This window comes from Arsukibacterium sp. (assembly GCF_033721375.1).
Lineage (GTDB): Bacteria > Pseudomonadota > Gammaproteobacteria > Enterobacterales > Alteromonadaceae > Alishewanella.
In genome coordinates, this window is record NZ_JAWWAP010000004.1 from 349069 (window position 1) to 364977 (window position 15909).

The window sequence follows — 15909 nt, forward strand, 5'->3', positions numbered from 1 at the left end:
ATCTGGCATGATCTAAACTGGCTGTATGCCGTACATCTGGCAACATGGATTTAAGGAGTTTAACCACTATGCATCTGACAATAGTGTTACGCCAGGGGTTGATGCTGCTGACCATACTGGCCCTGACTTATCTGGCCGCCGCTATCGGCGCCTTTGGCTCGATGAATGCACCAGACTTCTACCGTGAATTACAATTACCGGCTTTTGCACCGCCGGCCTGGCTGTTTGGCCCGGTATGGACGCTGCTTTACACGCTGATGGCGGTGGCCGCCTGGCTGGTCTGGCGTAACGGTAAGCGCTACCAGACCGCGCTTTGGCTGTACTTCAGCCAGCTGGCAGTGAACGCTTTATGGAGCTGGCTGTTTTTTGCCTGGTACCAGGGAGCCCTGGCGTTTGCCAATATTATGCTGCTGTTGCCGCTGATTATTGTCACCGCCCTGAGTTTCTGGCGCCAGCAAAAGCTGGCCGGCTTGCTGCTGGTACCTTATATTCTGTGGGTCAGTTTTGCCGCGGTGCTGAATTACAGCATCTGGCAGCTTAATCCCGGCATGTTATAGTGCCGGCTGGCTGACGTGGCGACGGGGATTGATCTGCGGCAAAAAATCAGCAGAATAACCGGCTAATTACCCGCTCAGCTGCGGCGAAAAAGCGCACAACAGAGTACAATGGATGCGCAGCAGACAACACAGGAGTTCTCATGCCAATCAGCACGCAACATAAAGTTTATCTTCCGGCCAGCGCCAAATCGAACCAGTATATTATGGCTGAAATTAAGGCCACACCAGAGCTTTACCAGCATTATGGCAGCGAGCAGCTATGCTACCAGCAACTAAGCCAGCAGCTGTTCAGCCTGGCCGACAGCCTGAATTTACATAACGTGCATTTAATTGCCACCGATAAACTGCCGGTTGTGCGTTTTCACACTGAAGCTCATGTATTTCAGACTGCTGAACAAATTATCTTTTTCTATAACCCGCAATACCACGAAGCGCAGAACCTGTTCAGCAAGCCGGGCTATCAGGCGCGGAAAATTCAGCTGCTATTTCTGGCCACCGGCAGCGATATCCGGGCTAATGCTGCAGATTTTCATCAGCGGGTATTGCAGCTGCTGCAACAACTGCAGCCCCAATTGCCAGAGCAGAACCTGAAAATTAAAATCCGCGACCACCAGCATTTGTCTTACGACTTACTGGCAAAAAATAAAGGTGATCGCGAAAGTTACGGCTATAAACTGCGGGCTATTGCCGGCCGTTATGCTACCCGTAAGCTTAACCTGCCCGAGCACAGTGCTTTAACCTATGCCCACCTGACCCTGCCACTGAGCCGCACCCTGAAACAACAGTATGTCGGCAACGACAGTCAGGATTACAGCCCGCTGTATTTGCAACTGGAGCAGCAGCTGAAAAGTGCCATTCAGGCTAAAGAGTTAAACCGGGTAGCCATTATTGGCAATGGCTTAACCCCGCTGGTCCGCAACAGTAAGTTTGATCAACCCCAAACCACCAGCGAGCTGCAGTTACTCGGCTTTGACCCGGCCAATAACGCCGCCCAGTTTATCAGTGACTGGCAGGGTGATAATCTGGTGGAAGCGGTGCATATTTTAATTGTCGCCGGCAATGACGATATGACCGAAACCGGCTATGGCCGGTTTATGAACCAGGTAGAAGCGGCGCTGCGCAGCTTTGCCGACAAGCTGGCGGTTAATCCGGAAAAGCAGGATTTAACCATCCGTTTTCATCAGCATATCAGTTACAACGGCTGACAATGGCCTGCAATCTGAAGGCCGGCAACTTGCCGGCCTTTTTTTATCCTGGTTAAACCGCCTCTCTGGCATTGACAAGCTGCCGTTAAGAAAACAAAATGCTACCAATAATTAATTAAACGTTAATACTTACGGTAACGGATGCGGCAATGATCACGGAAACGGAAATCCCCGCGGATTTAAAACCACTGTTGTTCGATGGCCAGCTGTTTAACGGCAAATGGGGCGAGATCTATTTTGTCAGTAAAAACCGGCTCAGTTATACCGATATGGCCAGCACCCCGGCCGTCAGCGCCATTAACGATACAGTGTATGGCCGCTATTTTCTGCAGGACATCGAGCCCGCCTGGCAGCGCGACAGCATTCTGCGCGACTTATACCGCTACGCCAAACCCTGGGCCAACGATTTATCGGCTATCGACAACCAACAGTTAATTACCGAGCTGTTGCAGTTATTTCAGCAGGACGAACTGCGGGCATGGCAGCTTACCGATGGCTGGGTCTCCCCACCCGAGCCCATCGGCGGCAATACCTACACCGCGGCCGGCAGTAGCGCTGCAGCCAAAGCCAGCAGCACCAGCTCAGCTACCCGCAGCACGGCCAGCAAAGCCAGAGGGGGTGGTACCACTACAACGTCGCCGGTAGCCGCCAAAACAGCGGGCCATGAGGTGGCCAGCAATTCAGCTTCAAAACCTGCAAGCCCGCCAAAATGCCTGGCAGATTGTGAAGCATTACTGCAAAAAGCGGCTGATGACTTAGCAAGCAACGGCTATGTACCTAAATACTCAGATGCAGAGCTGCGGGCCATGGCAGCAGCCGGCACGCTGCCCAATGATCGCTTTCTTGTCAGGTTCAGTCCGTCAGCTGTGTCAGTGGATCAACCTATTGGTCATATGCGGGATTCAGGGCGTCACCCGTTATGGATGTCCACTTTTGATATGCTGGAACGAGCCGATTCAGACCCTGCGCTTATTGCTGATGTCTTTGGAACGAAATACGATCCGAACAAAGAATACACCTTATACATCATAGACCGAGGCGAAGATTACCAGATCGACGGTTCAGACACTTTTGTGCCAACCTTTGCCAACATGAGAGCAAAATTAAAAGACGAGTTCGCCGGCGATATCGATCCCGGGCTCGTTGATCAGGTAATGACACCTGAATATGCAGCGGAATTCCGCAAGCACTGGGATGCATTTAACAGCGACGTGGTTGCTAATGGCCAGGACTGGCGGGATACTTTTGAAACCAAAGAAGCGCAAAGATTTGCCAGCGAATATTTTGCAAATCCTGTTGAGCAAGACAAATTCATAGCGCGACAAAAAATTCTGTCTGAAATTGGTGCTTGGGAAATTTTCACCGGAGACGGCCTAACTGAAAGATACAGCAAGAAAGGAACACCTGGGGCGCTAGAGGTTCTTGAAATACAACACCGACCAGAAAATCTTCGAGTGCTGGAATCTCGAAAAGCAGTTAAAGCTATCAGGCTTGCAGGAAAATGATGAACTCAATGAAAAAAATACCCCTCCTCAATAATGCATCAGCAATCGCATCGTTTAATATGCTGGGAAGTGAATTACTCGATGAAGCAGGTACTAAAGAAGTCCGTTATTACAGCAACACAGATCTAATCGTCATTTACGAAATAACGCGTGGTAAAATCAGAAATACTGAATATCAAACTGAATTACCACTGGCAGCGACCGCCTGGCTTAAAGACCTAATTTTAAACGGATTTTGGAAACTGCCGTCAGAAGGTGGTTTACCTAAAGATCAGCATCAGTGTATAGCAACCTTCGACAGCGAAGAAATTATTATTGGTAGAAGCATGAATGCCGGCACCTTCGGCAAAGCGGGTTTTAAAATTATTAATAAATCCCGGCCTTCACACATTTTAACCTCCTGGCCACAAGAGTTTCAGATAACAGATGAGCGGGTCGAAAAAGTATTGCTACCGATGCTGGAGCAGCTAAGCTCTGACTAGCAGCAACAAATAAGGAGCTGAAATATGATCCTGACCATGCCTTTTAATAACGATAAACAGGTTAATTTCGACCCGGTAACCGGCCAGATCACGGCGAATATCGACGATGGCCTGGACAGCGGCATTTTCGATAGGGTAGCCGGCCATAATATTGCGCTGTACGCCGAAGATCACCGGCTGATACTACAGATTGATAAGCAGATCTGGCCCTTTCCAGCAGGGGTGCAGCTAAACCTGCAAGATAACAAGGCCAGTAACGCCAGGCGGTTTACTATCGCCCCGGCCAAGCAGAATTTTAGTATTGAGTATCCGGCTATGGCGCAGGATCAGGATTATCTGGCGTATATAGTCGCCATCTGGCAATCGGCCACGCTCCGGCAGGCGTTGCTGGAAAAATGGCATAGCTGACTGTCAGCCTGCAGATTTTACAGTGCCGGTAATATGCTGCGCCGGGCCGCGGCGGCGACTGTGAAAAATACTGGGGCCGCTGGTTTTTTTGGCTTCGCGCTTGGCACTGCTGGCCAGCTCGGCCACGTCGTGCTGGCTGACACACAGCAGCGGATCGGGCTCCACTACCCCAATCGACAATGAAATAAGCGGAAAGAACAGCGGCTGGCCCAGCCGGTCGACCGCGCTGCAGCCGCCGGCCGCCAGATGCTCTTCGCTGTAATAGTATTGGATCCGTTCATTAAAGCGCGCCTGGATCTGGGCCAGCATTGCTGTATTGTCGTTGCCCGGAAACACCACCAGAAAATCATCGCCGCCAATATGGTAAATAAAGCCCTCAGCCGGGGCCACTTCTGCCTGAATAATTTTGGCCAGCAGTTCAATCACCAAATCGCCTTTGCTGTAACCATAAATATCGTTATACGGTTTAAAGTGGTCAATATCGATATAGGCCACTGAAAAACTGCGGCCCTGCTGCAGCAGGCTGTCGATATGCAGATTCAGCGGCACATTGCCGGGCAATAAGGTCAGCGGGTTGGTATAGCGGGCAAAAAACACTTTGTTTTCACTAATTTGCTTCAGTACTTTGCGTACCGAACCCAGGCCGTAGTAGCGGCCATTGTCAGTCACCAGAAAATGCAGGCCGGCGTCATCTGCATCATCGCTGATTAAACTGCTGACATCGTCAATCGACATGTTTTTTTCCACCAGCAGCGGCGCTTTTTCCATGCAATAGCTTACCGACTTGCGTTGATACAGCGCCCGGCCAAAGGTATGGGAGAATTTTTCGTTCAGCACGCTGCGACTGACCACGCCGACCGGCCGCTGCTGCTCGTCAACCACAGCAATACAGGCCAGGCTTTTATCGTTGGCAAATAACTCAGCCACTTCTGCCGCCGGCGTAGTATGGGGTACTGCCGGCGTGGCGGTAATCACCGGGTCCAACGCCTGATTCAGCTTTACCGGGCTTTGCGCCAGCAGCGGTGCCAGCGCGGTTGGGCTGTCCTGAAAATCAGCCTGTGGCCGGCCCAGCAAATAACCCTGACCATATTCGGCGCCCAGTTCGCGGCACATCTGCAGCTCTTCACTGGTTTCAATGCCCTCGGCAATAATGCTGGAGCCGGTATCTTTGGCTATTTCAATAATGTTTTTAACAAAGGCCTTTTTAATTGGGTCCTGGTGCAGCTGGTCGATAAAATAACGGTCAATTTTAACAATATCCGGCCGTAATTCTGACCAGAGCCGCAGGCCGGAAAAACCACTGCCTAAATCATCAATCGCTATTTTAAAACCGAACTCACGGTAATGCTTAACGGCATTAATAAACAGCTGGGTGTCTTCCACCTGAAACTGTTCAGATAACTCAATCACTATCTGCTCGGGCGCCAGACCAGCCGCTTCTATCATTTTTTTGGTCAGGCCAGAGGGGTGATCAGAAGTTAGCAGCAGCAGCGGGTTTACATTTAAAAACAGCAGACCATCGGCGCTGGCTCTGGCAAAAGCATTAATGCTAAGCTCGCGACACAGCAGCTCCAGTGGCTCCAGCAGGTTATAATTAATGGCGGTTTTAAATAAATTGCCCGGCGAGTGCAGGGCACTGTTCGACGGCCCGCGGATCAGTGCCTCAAACCCCAGATTTTTACCATCGCTCAGCCTTACAATGGGTTGAAACAACGGGGTCAGGCGTTTGTTGGCCAGAATATGGCGCAGCTCGTCACGATGATAGTCACTTAAACCCAAGCTGATTACTCTTTCAGTTAGCCTACTACTTTAGCCAACCCTGGCCATAACGGTTATACCATCCCTGCAGCTGGCCAGAATAAGTCGATAATGTTGCAGCCGTATGACAAGCCCTGGCCTTTACCCATAAACAAAACGCCAGCCCGCAGGCTGGCGTTTACATACAGCAGTAATTATCGACAAGCGAAGGTTAGTTATTTTCTTCAGCTTCTTCCTGAATTTCTTCACCGGCGCTTTCAATATCTTCACCGGCACCTTCAATAGTGGCGCATGACGCCACTGCAGTACTGAATAACGCGACCATTACCAACGTTAACCAACGGGGGGTTCTATTTTCCATGGTGTTCTCCTTGCTGATTATTAAAGCTAAAAATTACAGCAGCTGAAAAACCTCTGCAGTAAAGGCTAAAGCTGCCTTAGCTGTCTTAGATACAGCAAAAAACACGCCAAAAAATATAACGTTGATTTATATAACTATTTCACTCAGAGAGCCGACTGCTTTGATAGAAATTACAATTAAGCCGGAAGATGTTGCAACAACGCAGCGGTTTGTCTGGCAGTACAATGCAAAACGCCAACCCGAAGGTTGGCGTGTTAATAGCTCATGGGTAACTGTTAGTTGGCTTTAGCTTTGTTGCCGCGTAAACGACGGCCACCTACTAAGGCTAGCAAGCCGGCACCAAATACGGCCAGAGAAGCTGGCTCAGGCACTGCTGTTAATTGCACTTTATCAATTAAGTTGCCCATAGTTCCGGTATTTCTTGACGTAAAGCCAAGAACTGAACTGTCAGACGTTGCGGTAAAAATACTGCTGAAAAAGCTCCAACCCGCTTTGGTATGGTTATCTATAGTGTGGCTTAACCGGGCAAAACTCACGTCAAACACTTCGTTGCTATTCTGGCGGGCACGGTAGTAAAAGCTCAGCTCGTATTTACGGCCAACTTCGGTGGCAATGGTCTGGAAAATAGACCAGGCACCCGTATTACTGCCATGGGCATTCAGCTCAATAAAGTTGTTACCGCTGACAGCAAGAACGCCATTCAACGCATTCCATATTTCGATATTGCTACCCTGCCAACCGGCAACAGCGTCACTGCTAAAAGCAGCCCAGTCATTACTGGCAACAAAGTTTTCTTCAAAATCGCCGTTAACGATTAATGTGGCATGGCTACTGAAGCTGGCGCCCAGTAAGGCAGCGGCCGCTAATAAAGTGCGAACTGGTGTGAATGACATCTTGATCCCTCAAACATTATACTTATATTAAGTGGTTACTAAACAAGCACATCATACCAGTAGTTTTAGCAATCAGGAACATCTGTTAACAGTTATTTTTGCAGCCGGTTAAATTATTTGTATGTTACGCCGCCAATACCTACTATAAGCCACACATCAGCCCAGCCCTGAGTATCAATATGAACCGTTCTGCTTTTTTCGCTGTTACCGCCACAGTTATAACCCTGACTATCGCTACTGCGCCGCCAGGCTTTGCCCTGACGCAACCCGCAGCGGCAATGCCGGCCAGCACGGTGCAACAAGACGCCTACGGCAATATCAGCCCTGACACACTACTGGCGCACTACCCGGCATTTGCCAGCGAATATGCCCGCTATCAACCATCCGGCGCTGCACTTGAACAAATGCAACAGCTGCAGGGCTTACAGCTGCTGGTATTGTTCGGCAGTTGGTGTCACGACAGTGAACGCGAAGTACCCCGCCTGCTTAAACTCCTGCAGCAATCCGGCGTCACGCTCAGCAGCCTGCAGTTAGAGGCAGTAAACCAGCAAAAACATCACCCAGAGCAACTACACAGCCAGCACCAGCTGCGTTATACCTCCACCATTATTGTGCTGGATAACGGCCGGGAGCTAGGGAGAATAATAGAAAAACCAGCGAAATCGCTGGCTGAGGATTTAGCGGAAATAGCGGCGAAGCGGTAGGGCTTTTAAAACAAACCAGCACGTTACTAGCTGCTGCCATCATCCGGCAGTTCCAGCACCAGAGTTTGCCACGACACCCCCGCCCTGCCACCGGCATCGGCGGTTGTCTCACTGACAAAGCGCAGCACCAGACCAAACTGGCGCGCCAGCGCAGCTACTTCATCGACACTTACCGGGTATGCAGCGCGCTCATCGCTGAAATCGCCAAAGCGCAGGCTTAAAACAAAGCGCCCACCCGGTGCCAATAGGTTAGTAATTTTACGAAACGCCCGCTCGCGCTCAGATGGCAAAACATGCATCCAGACGGCGCTGAGTAAGATGGTATTAAATTGCAGGTTTAACTGATAACAGGCTTTCAGCTCCGGCAGGCTATCCTGCAGCCACTGTATTTTTTGTTGGTTCTCTGGCGCTGCCTGCGCATCCGTTTTTAACTGGCCTAGCCGCAGCAAATCTTCCGCCGGTTCAACCGCAATAACCTGACAACCCTGCCCCGCCAGCCACATGGCATCGCGGCCACTGCCCGCGCCAATATCCAGCACCAGTTGCTGCTCTGGCCCCGTTTGTGGCCAAAATTGCTGCCAACATGCATGTACCTGCTCAAAGCTAAGCGCATCGTACTGGGCAGCAAATAATGCTGCGCCCTGGTGGTAAATATCAACGGTTTTGCTCATTGCGGTTGGCTAAAGCCCTGAGGTGATTAATTAGTATGGTTGGTTAGTGTTGTAGCAATAATTTATAACGCAGGCAATGTAGCGCTTTGTCAGAGCGCTAAAAGCTGTTTATTGAAATCGCGATGATATTGCAGATACTTTAGATTCTGCGAGCGAAGGTTTAACCGCATGTCTGGCTTTATACCTAACACTTCTGGACGTTCTAACACCGGAGCGATAAGGATTTCGCCGTTGTCGGCAAATGAGATAAACCCCCGGTCAAAGGCTTTATCCAGATTAGCCAGTAATAACAAGCCATTATCAGGATCCAGCCGCTCAGTGTTAGTGGCAGAGCGCCAGGGTTTAATATGCGATGCAACCAACATCGCAGGCATTCCATAGCCGGTAACAGCGCAACCTTGCCACTGATCAAACAAGCGTTGCCGGAATTGCCCCTGACCTACTCTGGCACTGACTAAAACCGACTTTTCCGTTGTGCTTAACTCATCGCTTTGCAGAATTTCATCAACGTCAGTTGTAACATCTACCTGACCAAGATCAGCCAGAAACTCGCCGTAAGATTTAAGCGCGCTGCTATACATTTTGTTACCGCGCAGGTCTTTTTCCTGAAACTCTTCCACTAAATATAAGCGTGTTGTAACCCGCTGGTATTCGTGAAAAGAGCCAATAGTTGTTAAATCTGCATCGGTAATCTGGTTTGCTTTAGCCAAATCAGTTAACACGCCCTGTACCGCCCCTAAATAGCTTTTAGCAGTGCGCTCAGCGCGGCCCAAGCCAATTACCCAGCGCAAGTAAAGCTCAGGTAGTCGGGTAAGATTCTGGGTTAAAGCCAGTTTAAGATCCGGGCGAATAAGGCTGCTTTGCATTAACGTGAACAGCTCTTCATCTAAATAAGCATAAGCAATCTTACTTTTGCTAAACCCCTTAATTGCACTGAGTTCAACCCCTGGCTTTGGCTGCAGATGCCAGAAACCTTCAGACTTTAAGTGATAAAAAGGGTTATCTGGCGAATCTTTGTCATCACCAGCCCGCAAACGCTGGAAATACTCCGAAAAGCGCTGCTTCAATACCTGATTAAATTCAATCCGGTTCTGGCTGATTACACCCAGCTCAATTAAATCCATCACCGCCAGCAGCATGCAAACTTTATGTGGCTTATTGTGCCCTTGCAGGCGCAACGTATTTAAATCACGAAACTTATTTAAATAGTATTCCAGTGCCATCCATAGTCGCCTGATTAGCTGAGCATTTTTAATTTACTCAGTGTGCCAGGCTAAACTTCAGTCGCCAAGCAGTTATTTTCCCTATTATCTAAACTTACCGGGTGTAAGAGTTAAAACACTAATGTTTTACGATAAGTATTGCACTAACGGAAAGGCCGGTTAGTGCCAATAGCGGACATTCCTAACCTTTGCCAGACTTTAAATACTGTAAAAATATCCTGTTCGCATCTCCATGCACTCAGCGCTTGTTAGACGGATTAATCCGTATTTGTTGAATCTTATTATCAGTTGTACCTATAAGTTATTGTAACTTCTAAAGAAGAGATGTAGTGTTAAATACATTAAATTTACAAGTGCGGAAAAGTCCGTATTTAATTACGGATTTTTCCGCCGAATAAGTGTTAAGCAACTAATAAATGGAGATATTCATAAAAATGTTAAAAGTAGCCCTAACTCTAACTTTCCTATTGGTTTTACCCGTGGTAGCAATAGCTTCAGACATGGAGGATGTTGAGAAACTACGCGCAGAGCAGATTAAAAAGTGGGGAGATACCAGCATACCAAAACCAAAGGAAATTGCCTTAACAGCGAAAGCTGTACTTGATAAACCGATCGAGAACCAATCAATCGCAGAGCTTAAAGCTATAGCTGAGCAGTCTAATAAAGCTGCTAATTACGTTGGTTTTATTCTTGATGATTACGCTACGTACTATCGCGATAATTATAGATATGACTTTGTCCAAGAAAAAGTCGCCCCATTTCACGATGCATATGTAAAGCTATCAAATGAACTAAAGGACTATAGAAATCAGTCATATTTTAACATCGGAAAAAAATTAGCTGCCTCAAACAATGAGATCGAGGCTTTTTTCTACTTTAGAGATGCCTATCGTCTTTCGTCATTTACCGACGACAAAGGCGATCATAAAGGAATGAGATATTTGGCTGAGCAGGAAATGAAGAAATTAATGGGGCTTTCAGATATTGGCTCATTTATCTACTGGAAGTAAGTTCTTAACAAAGCCATGCACGCGACAAGCGCGTGATGGCGGCGTTAGGCTACCGAGTTACCCATGATTCAGTACTTTAAATATGAAAGAGGAATTGTCAGTGAGCACTAAACTTAAAATCGATATTTCTTTGGGGTTGCTAGAGGTTGAAGGGAGTGAGGACTTTGTAAAAATAATCTACGAAGATTTTAAGAATAGATTAGTTGAAAAAAGTGCTTCCCCTAAAGTGGAGCATGCTACTCCTGAACCTGAAAAATCACAGCCAAAAACTACCAAGACTAGTAAACCTACATCCAATGGAACCTCTGCTTCAAAACAAAAATCAAAGAAAGCTCCAGAGTTTCTAAAAAATCTAGACTTGTCAGGCTCTGGAGATAGCCCTTCATTAAAGAATTTTTTTTCTGGTTATCAGCACAAAACCAACTATGAGAGAAACTTAATATTTGTACATTACTTGAAAGAAATTTTGGAGGTGGAAAAGGTAACTCTTGATCATATATTTACTTGCTACAAAAATGTTGGTCATAAAATTCCTAAAGCATTAGAGCAAAGCCTTCGGGACACATCTAAAGAGAAAGGTTGGGTTGATATTGATGACCTAGAAGATATTAAAGTTCCTGTTGCAGGATTTAATCATTTAACGCATGACATGGAAAAGTCTAGCTAATTAAAGCGGGGTAGAAATGAAGATCGATCATTTCGCAAACATAGCTAGCCTAACGACAAAAACAGAACTAGATAAAGTAGGGTTACTTGCATTCTATTTTTTAGAAAATAAAGAACAGACTGAGTTTTCAGTTCCAGATATGTGTTCAATGCTAGTTGGACTTGGGTTTGCCAAGCCGAACTCGGCTAGGCTCAAAACAAAAATCATCCAATCTAAAGATTTTGTCAAAGGAACTGGAAAAGATCTTTTTCGCTTATCTGTAAAAAAAATCGAAGCTCTGCGTAAGGAGTACCCGAATCTATCTGAAAGTGAAGAAATAATTTCAGATGACTCATTACTTCCAGAGATTTTGTTTAAAGAGGCAAAGCGAGTTTATTTGCTCAGGGTTGCGCAGCAAATAAATGCATCATATGAAAACAATATGTTTGACGCATGTGCGCTAATGATGAGAAGGCTTTTAGAGATATTGCTTATTCATTGTTTCGAAGCAAAACGTATTCAAGAGCAAATTAAGGATGAAGACGGAAGCTATCAAAACCTAAAGACATTAATTAATAAAGCGAAGTCAAAGCCAGAAATTCAATTATCATCAGACGTAAAAAAAGATATTGATGAGTTCAGAGAGCTTGGGAATTTGTCGGCACACAGAGTAAAATACAATTGTCGTCGGGATGATATTAGACCAATTAGGCTTTGCTATAGAGCGGTTATTGAAGAGCTACTGTATGCCGCAGGCCTTGTTCAAAACAAAGCCTAACACATATGAGCCTTCTCGGAGTCAATAGGTCAAACCGCTCTTCTGGCCGCGTTAGCGGCCAGTCTGTCAGAATCCTTGGTGGTAAACAACCAGTCAGAAGAACTCGGTTGTTCCTCAGCTATATCTGTCGAGCCATTATTGGTGCTTCTTCAAGAAAATGGGGTTTACCCTGGAAAAAATAAAGAAACCATTGAGGTTCTTCTTGAAGGTGACCATTGGGATGACCAGACATAACGCCCAATTGCAAATAGTTTAAGTTTTTTCATAGGCATTAAATAATTAAAAATTGAGAAAGGATTGCACATGAGTAAGCAGAGAGCGTTGGAATTATTAAGGGAGGGTGTTGGCAGCCCACTCACTGACTTTCATGAACATCAGTGGGAATCTGTTGATGCAATAGTAAATCAACGCGCTCGTTTAATTTGTGTCCAAAGAACTGGCTGGGGTAAAAGCTCGGTTTACTTTATATCAACTAAGATGTTACGCGAGCAAGGCCATGGTCCAACAATCATTATTTCCCCTTTATTGGCCTTAATGCGCAACCAAATTGAATCTGCCGCCAAATATGGAGTAGCGCTCGGAACAGTTAATTCTTCTCAAAGTCGAGAGCAAAATGATGTTAACAAAGGTCGATTTTTAGCCGGCAATTTAGATGCATTAATTATTGCGCCCGAACAACTGGCTAACCAAGAGTTTATTGATAATGTATTAATACCATCTAACCCTGGATTCTTTGTTATAGATGAAGCGCATTGTATTTCAGACTGGGGGCATGATTTTAGGCCTGACTATCGACGTATCTCAAGAGTACTTGGGAACATTGCTGATACACCAGTATTAGCAACAACCGCAACAGCTACAAAGCGAGTTGTTACAGATGTTGTTGAGCAACTACATATTGAAGGTCAACAGGTGTATTTGTTGCGTGGGAAATTAACACGAGAATCAATTCATCTTCAAAATATACATCTAGATAAACGTTCAAAGCGTTTGGCTTGGCTTGCCCATACAATTCCACAAATTAATGGTACGGGCATCGTTTACGCTACAACTATCAATGACGCCTTCCTTGTTGCGGCTTGGCTCCGAAGTTGCGGTATAGCTGCAGAAGGTTATGCAGGCTCAATTCCAGGGCTTACTAAAGAAGAGAATACGTTAAAACGTGAGCAATTAGAGCAACAATTACTAAATGACGAAATAAAAGTTTTAGTTAGTACCTCAGCTCTGGGGATGGGATTTGATAAAGGTAATTTGACCTTCGTCATTCACTATCAAAGTGCGGGATCAGTGGTTAGTTATTACCAACAAGTAGGCCGTGCGGGCCGAAGTATTAATGATGCTTATGGTGTACTGCTTTCCGGTGATGAAGACGAAGAAATCCAAAACTATTTTATTAGGGAGGCGTTTCCTAAAGAAGAGTTAGTTCGTGATTTACTCGCTCTACTAGAAGAAGACAGTTGTGACGGGCTTAGAAAAACTGATTTGGAAGCACAGCTCAACTTTGCACCTATGAAAATAGAGGCTGCGCTCAAGTTTCTACTAGCTGAATACCCAACACCGATAGTTAAGGAAGGCTCTTTATACAAGCGCACGATTAATCACTACTCCTTACCGACAGAAATGATTCAACGATTATCTAATAGGAAAACTGGCGAGTGGGAAGAAATTCAATCGTACCTAAGAAGTGATCAGTGTCTTATGCAAGTGTTAGCCACCGCACTTGATGATTCTCTTACAGCACCTTGCGGAAAATGTGCTAACTGTGATCCTGATAGTGCATTTGATGTGGCATACCCAAAAGAACTAGGCCAGCAAGCAGTAGAGTTCTTGGGCAATACCATGATTGATATACCGCCCAAAAAACAATTTGGTAATGGCTACGCACAAGCTGCGGCCAGATTCCCAGTATATGATTTTCCATTTCGTCTAGGTGACTTAGCCCATGAACCAGGTGCTGCATTATGTCATTGGGGAGAAGCTGGCTGGGGAGAAATAGCCGCTGCTGGAAAACGAGCACATGCTTTTGATCCTAAATTAGCAGATGCCTGTGTTGCAATGATAAACAATCGTTGGCAGCCGGTTCCTATGCCGACATGGGTGACTTATGTGCCATCAAAAAACTATCCTAAGTTAGTCAAGGACTTTGCTGAGTTAATAGCACAAAAGCTTGGATTAGAATGCGTTGAAGCAGTAATAAAAGTAGACGAAACAGCACCGCAAAAACGGATGGAAAATAGTGATTTCCGTTGTAAAAACCTCGATGGAGCTTTTGCAGTACAAAATGTACGTGAAGGCGAGGCGGTATTACTAATTGATGATGCGTCAGATTCAGGTTGGACATTTGCGGTAATTGCGGCATTGTTGAGACGTGAAGCATGTGGCCCAGTATTTCCTATGGCTGTTATGTCAACGAAATCGAATTAAAGAGTGATAAATTGAATACTCAAAACAACCTATATAACGAAAATACACAAGCGGTTCTACTGCTATCAACCTTTTTTAGCAAACCCAGAAAAGATGAGGCTCGGCCATTGACGGCAATCGAGTATGGCCGTTTTGCTCGCTGGCTACATGAATTTAATTACACGCCTAGTTCGTTGTTTCATCAATTTGATGAGGTGCTGTCTAAATGGAAAGATCCTAAAGGTAAAATTACGGCTGATCGCCTATCGGAGATATTACGTCGTAAAGCTGCTATGGGATTAGCTCTAGAAAAGTGGCAGCGTGCAGGTGTTTGGGTCATTACCAGACAAGACAGCGAGTACCCACAGCTACTTAAAAAGCAACTTCGGCATATTTCACCGCCGGTATTCTTTGGTGTGGGTAATAAAGGATTACTTCAGCATGGTGGCTTAGCCGTTATCGGCTCGCGAGATATTGATGAGATTGACGAAGAGTTTACTCAAAACATCGCAATACAAGCAGCGAAAGAGAATATCAATATAGTATCCGGTGCAGCACAAGGCGTAGATGAAACAGCCATGCTGGCCTCACTTAGAGCGGGTGGCACAGCTATTGGTATCATGGCAGATAGCCTTTTAAAGGCGGCCACAGCAAGTAAATGGCGCAAATACCTTCAAAGTGAAAAACTGGTTTTAATCTCAAGTTTTTATCCTGAAGCAGGCTTCAGTGTTGGGAATGCAATGGCTCGTAATAAGTACATTTATACTACTGCAAGCTCTGCCCTAGTCGTCAGAGCTGATGAAGGTAAAGGCGGTACTTGGGCTGGCGCTAAAGAAAACAATGAAAATAACTGGGTTCCTTTGTTTGTAAATCGCCGATCTAACGCCAGTGGTAACATTGCACTATTAGCTCATGGTGCTCATCCGTTTGAGTTACAGAAAACCTCAGAGGCATGGCTAGCTGAAGCTCTTAGTGAAGTACAGGCACTCAAGTCAAATAATCCTCCACCCAATAGCTTAAATTTATTTGAATAATTAAGATACAACCAGCTTAGCTAAAGATGCGTAGATTCTCACATAACAAAGCAATTAAAAATCGCCCGCCAAAAGCTGTGGGCTGGACTCGCTAATGCTCGCCTTTTATTGCGGCGTTAACGTCCGCTTGTCGCTCAGGCTGTGTGAAAACTGCTGATCACCTTTTGGTCTAAGCACCAGATTTATATGATCAATCATTCTTGATAAAGCCAGGCGGTTAGCTGCCACTTTACTAAAATTAATAGCATACGAATTAGAACAAAGTGTGCTG

General features: G+C 46.1%; 16 protein-coding genes. 11 read left to right on the forward strand and 5 right to left on the reverse strand.

Annotation, left to right across the window (positions count from 1 at the left end):
* Positions 1 to 68: 68 nt before the first annotated feature.
* The 5 genes from R3187_RS08480 to R3187_RS08500 all read left to right on the forward strand — a co-directional run bounded on the left by R3187_RS08480 (position 69) and on the right by R3187_RS08500 (position 4157).
* Positions 69 to 557 (forward strand): TspO/MBR family protein, encoded by a 489-nt coding sequence (locus R3187_RS08480; protein ID WP_318966304.1) that lies wholly within the window; start codon positions 69 to 71, stop codon positions 555 to 557.
* A gap of 140 nt (positions 558 to 697) precedes the next feature.
* Positions 698 to 1762 carry a DUF3083 family protein gene (locus R3187_RS08485; RefSeq protein ID WP_318966305.1) on the forward strand — a complete coding sequence of 355 codons (1065 nt, stop codon included), beginning with the start codon at positions 698 to 700 and terminating at the stop codon, positions 1760 to 1762.
* 149 nt (positions 1763 to 1911) lie between these two features.
* Entirely contained in the window at positions 1912 to 3267 is a 1356-nt protein-coding gene (locus tag R3187_RS08490) for a hypothetical protein (RefSeq protein WP_318966306.1), read from the forward strand.
* A gap of 8 nt (positions 3268 to 3275) precedes the next feature.
* Positions 3276 to 3749 carry a hypothetical protein gene (locus R3187_RS08495; RefSeq protein WP_318966308.1) on the forward strand — a complete coding sequence of 158 codons (474 nt, stop codon included), beginning with the start codon at positions 3276 to 3278 and terminating at the stop codon, positions 3747 to 3749.
* Positions 3750 to 3773: 24 nt separating this feature from the next.
* Positions 3774 to 4157, forward strand: coding sequence for a hypothetical protein (locus R3187_RS08500; protein ID WP_318966309.1), 384 nt, complete (start codon positions 3774 to 3776; stop codon positions 4155 to 4157).
* A gap of 3 nt (positions 4158 to 4160) precedes the next feature.
* Here the strand turns inward: R3187_RS08500 and R3187_RS08505 are convergent, their stop codons facing one another.
* The 3 genes from R3187_RS08505 to R3187_RS08515 all read right to left on the reverse strand — a co-directional run bounded on the left by R3187_RS08505 (position 4161) and on the right by R3187_RS08515 (position 7169).
* The gene (locus R3187_RS08505; protein WP_318966310.1) at positions 4161 to 5936 is read right to left on the reverse strand and encodes a bifunctional diguanylate cyclase/phosphodiesterase; all 1776 of its coding nucleotides are present in this window, start codon (positions 5934 to 5936) and stop codon (positions 4161 to 4163) included.
* Between the two features lie 190 nt (positions 5937 to 6126).
* Positions 6127 to 6276, reverse strand: coding sequence for an entericidin A/B family lipoprotein (locus R3187_RS08510; RefSeq protein WP_318966312.1), 150 nt, complete (start codon positions 6274 to 6276; stop codon positions 6127 to 6129).
* Positions 6277 to 6551: 275 nt separating this feature from the next.
* Positions 6552 to 7169: a DUF642 domain-containing protein gene (locus tag R3187_RS08515; RefSeq protein ID WP_318966313.1), complete on the reverse strand. Its 618-nt coding sequence runs from the start codon at positions 7167 to 7169 to the stop codon at positions 6552 to 6554.
* Positions 7170 to 7348: 179 nt separating this feature from the next.
* Between R3187_RS08515 and R3187_RS08520 the strand changes: the two genes are divergently transcribed.
* On the forward strand, positions 7349 to 7873 hold the full coding sequence (locus R3187_RS08520) for a hypothetical protein (RefSeq protein WP_318966314.1): 525 nt from the start codon (positions 7349 to 7351) through the stop codon (positions 7871 to 7873).
* 26 nt (positions 7874 to 7899) lie between these two features.
* Here the strand turns inward: R3187_RS08520 and R3187_RS08525 are convergent, their stop codons facing one another.
* Together R3187_RS08525 and R3187_RS08530 are read right to left on the reverse strand one after the other, a co-directional pair.
* On the reverse strand, positions 7900 to 8544 hold the full coding sequence (locus tag R3187_RS08525; protein WP_318966315.1) for a class I SAM-dependent methyltransferase: 645 nt from the start codon (positions 8542 to 8544) through the stop codon (positions 7900 to 7902).
* Between the two features lie 89 nt (positions 8545 to 8633).
* Positions 8634 to 9767 carry an HNH endonuclease gene (locus R3187_RS08530; RefSeq protein WP_318966316.1) on the reverse strand — a complete coding sequence of 378 codons (1134 nt, stop codon included), beginning with the start codon at positions 9765 to 9767 and terminating at the stop codon, positions 8634 to 8636.
* 434 nt (positions 9768 to 10201) lie between these two features.
* Here R3187_RS08530 and R3187_RS08535 point away from each other — a divergent pair, with 434 nt between their 5' ends.
* From R3187_RS08535 to R3187_RS08555, 5 genes are all read left to right on the forward strand, one after another.
* Positions 10202 to 10777, forward strand: coding sequence for a hypothetical protein (locus R3187_RS08535; RefSeq protein WP_318966317.1), 576 nt, complete (start codon positions 10202 to 10204; stop codon positions 10775 to 10777).
* A 100-nt stretch (positions 10778 to 10877) separates the two neighbouring features.
* Positions 10878 to 11444 (forward strand): hypothetical protein, encoded by a 567-nt coding sequence (locus R3187_RS08540; RefSeq protein ID WP_318966318.1) that lies wholly within the window; start codon positions 10878 to 10880, stop codon positions 11442 to 11444.
* Positions 11445 to 11460: 16 nt separating this feature from the next.
* Positions 11461 to 12201: a DUF4145 domain-containing protein gene (locus tag R3187_RS08545; RefSeq protein WP_318966319.1), complete on the forward strand. Its 741-nt coding sequence runs from the start codon at positions 11461 to 11463 to the stop codon at positions 12199 to 12201.
* A gap of 303 nt (positions 12202 to 12504) precedes the next feature.
* Complete coding sequence (locus R3187_RS08550) at positions 12505 to 14625, forward strand: RecQ family ATP-dependent DNA helicase (RefSeq protein ID WP_318966320.1); 2121 nt, start codon at positions 12505 to 12507, stop codon at positions 14623 to 14625.
* Between the two features lie 11 nt (positions 14626 to 14636).
* Positions 14637 to 15638, forward strand: coding sequence for a DNA-processing protein DprA (locus R3187_RS08555; RefSeq protein WP_318966321.1), 1002 nt, complete (start codon positions 14637 to 14639; stop codon positions 15636 to 15638).
* The last annotated feature ends 271 nt before the right edge of the window (positions 15639 to 15909 follow it).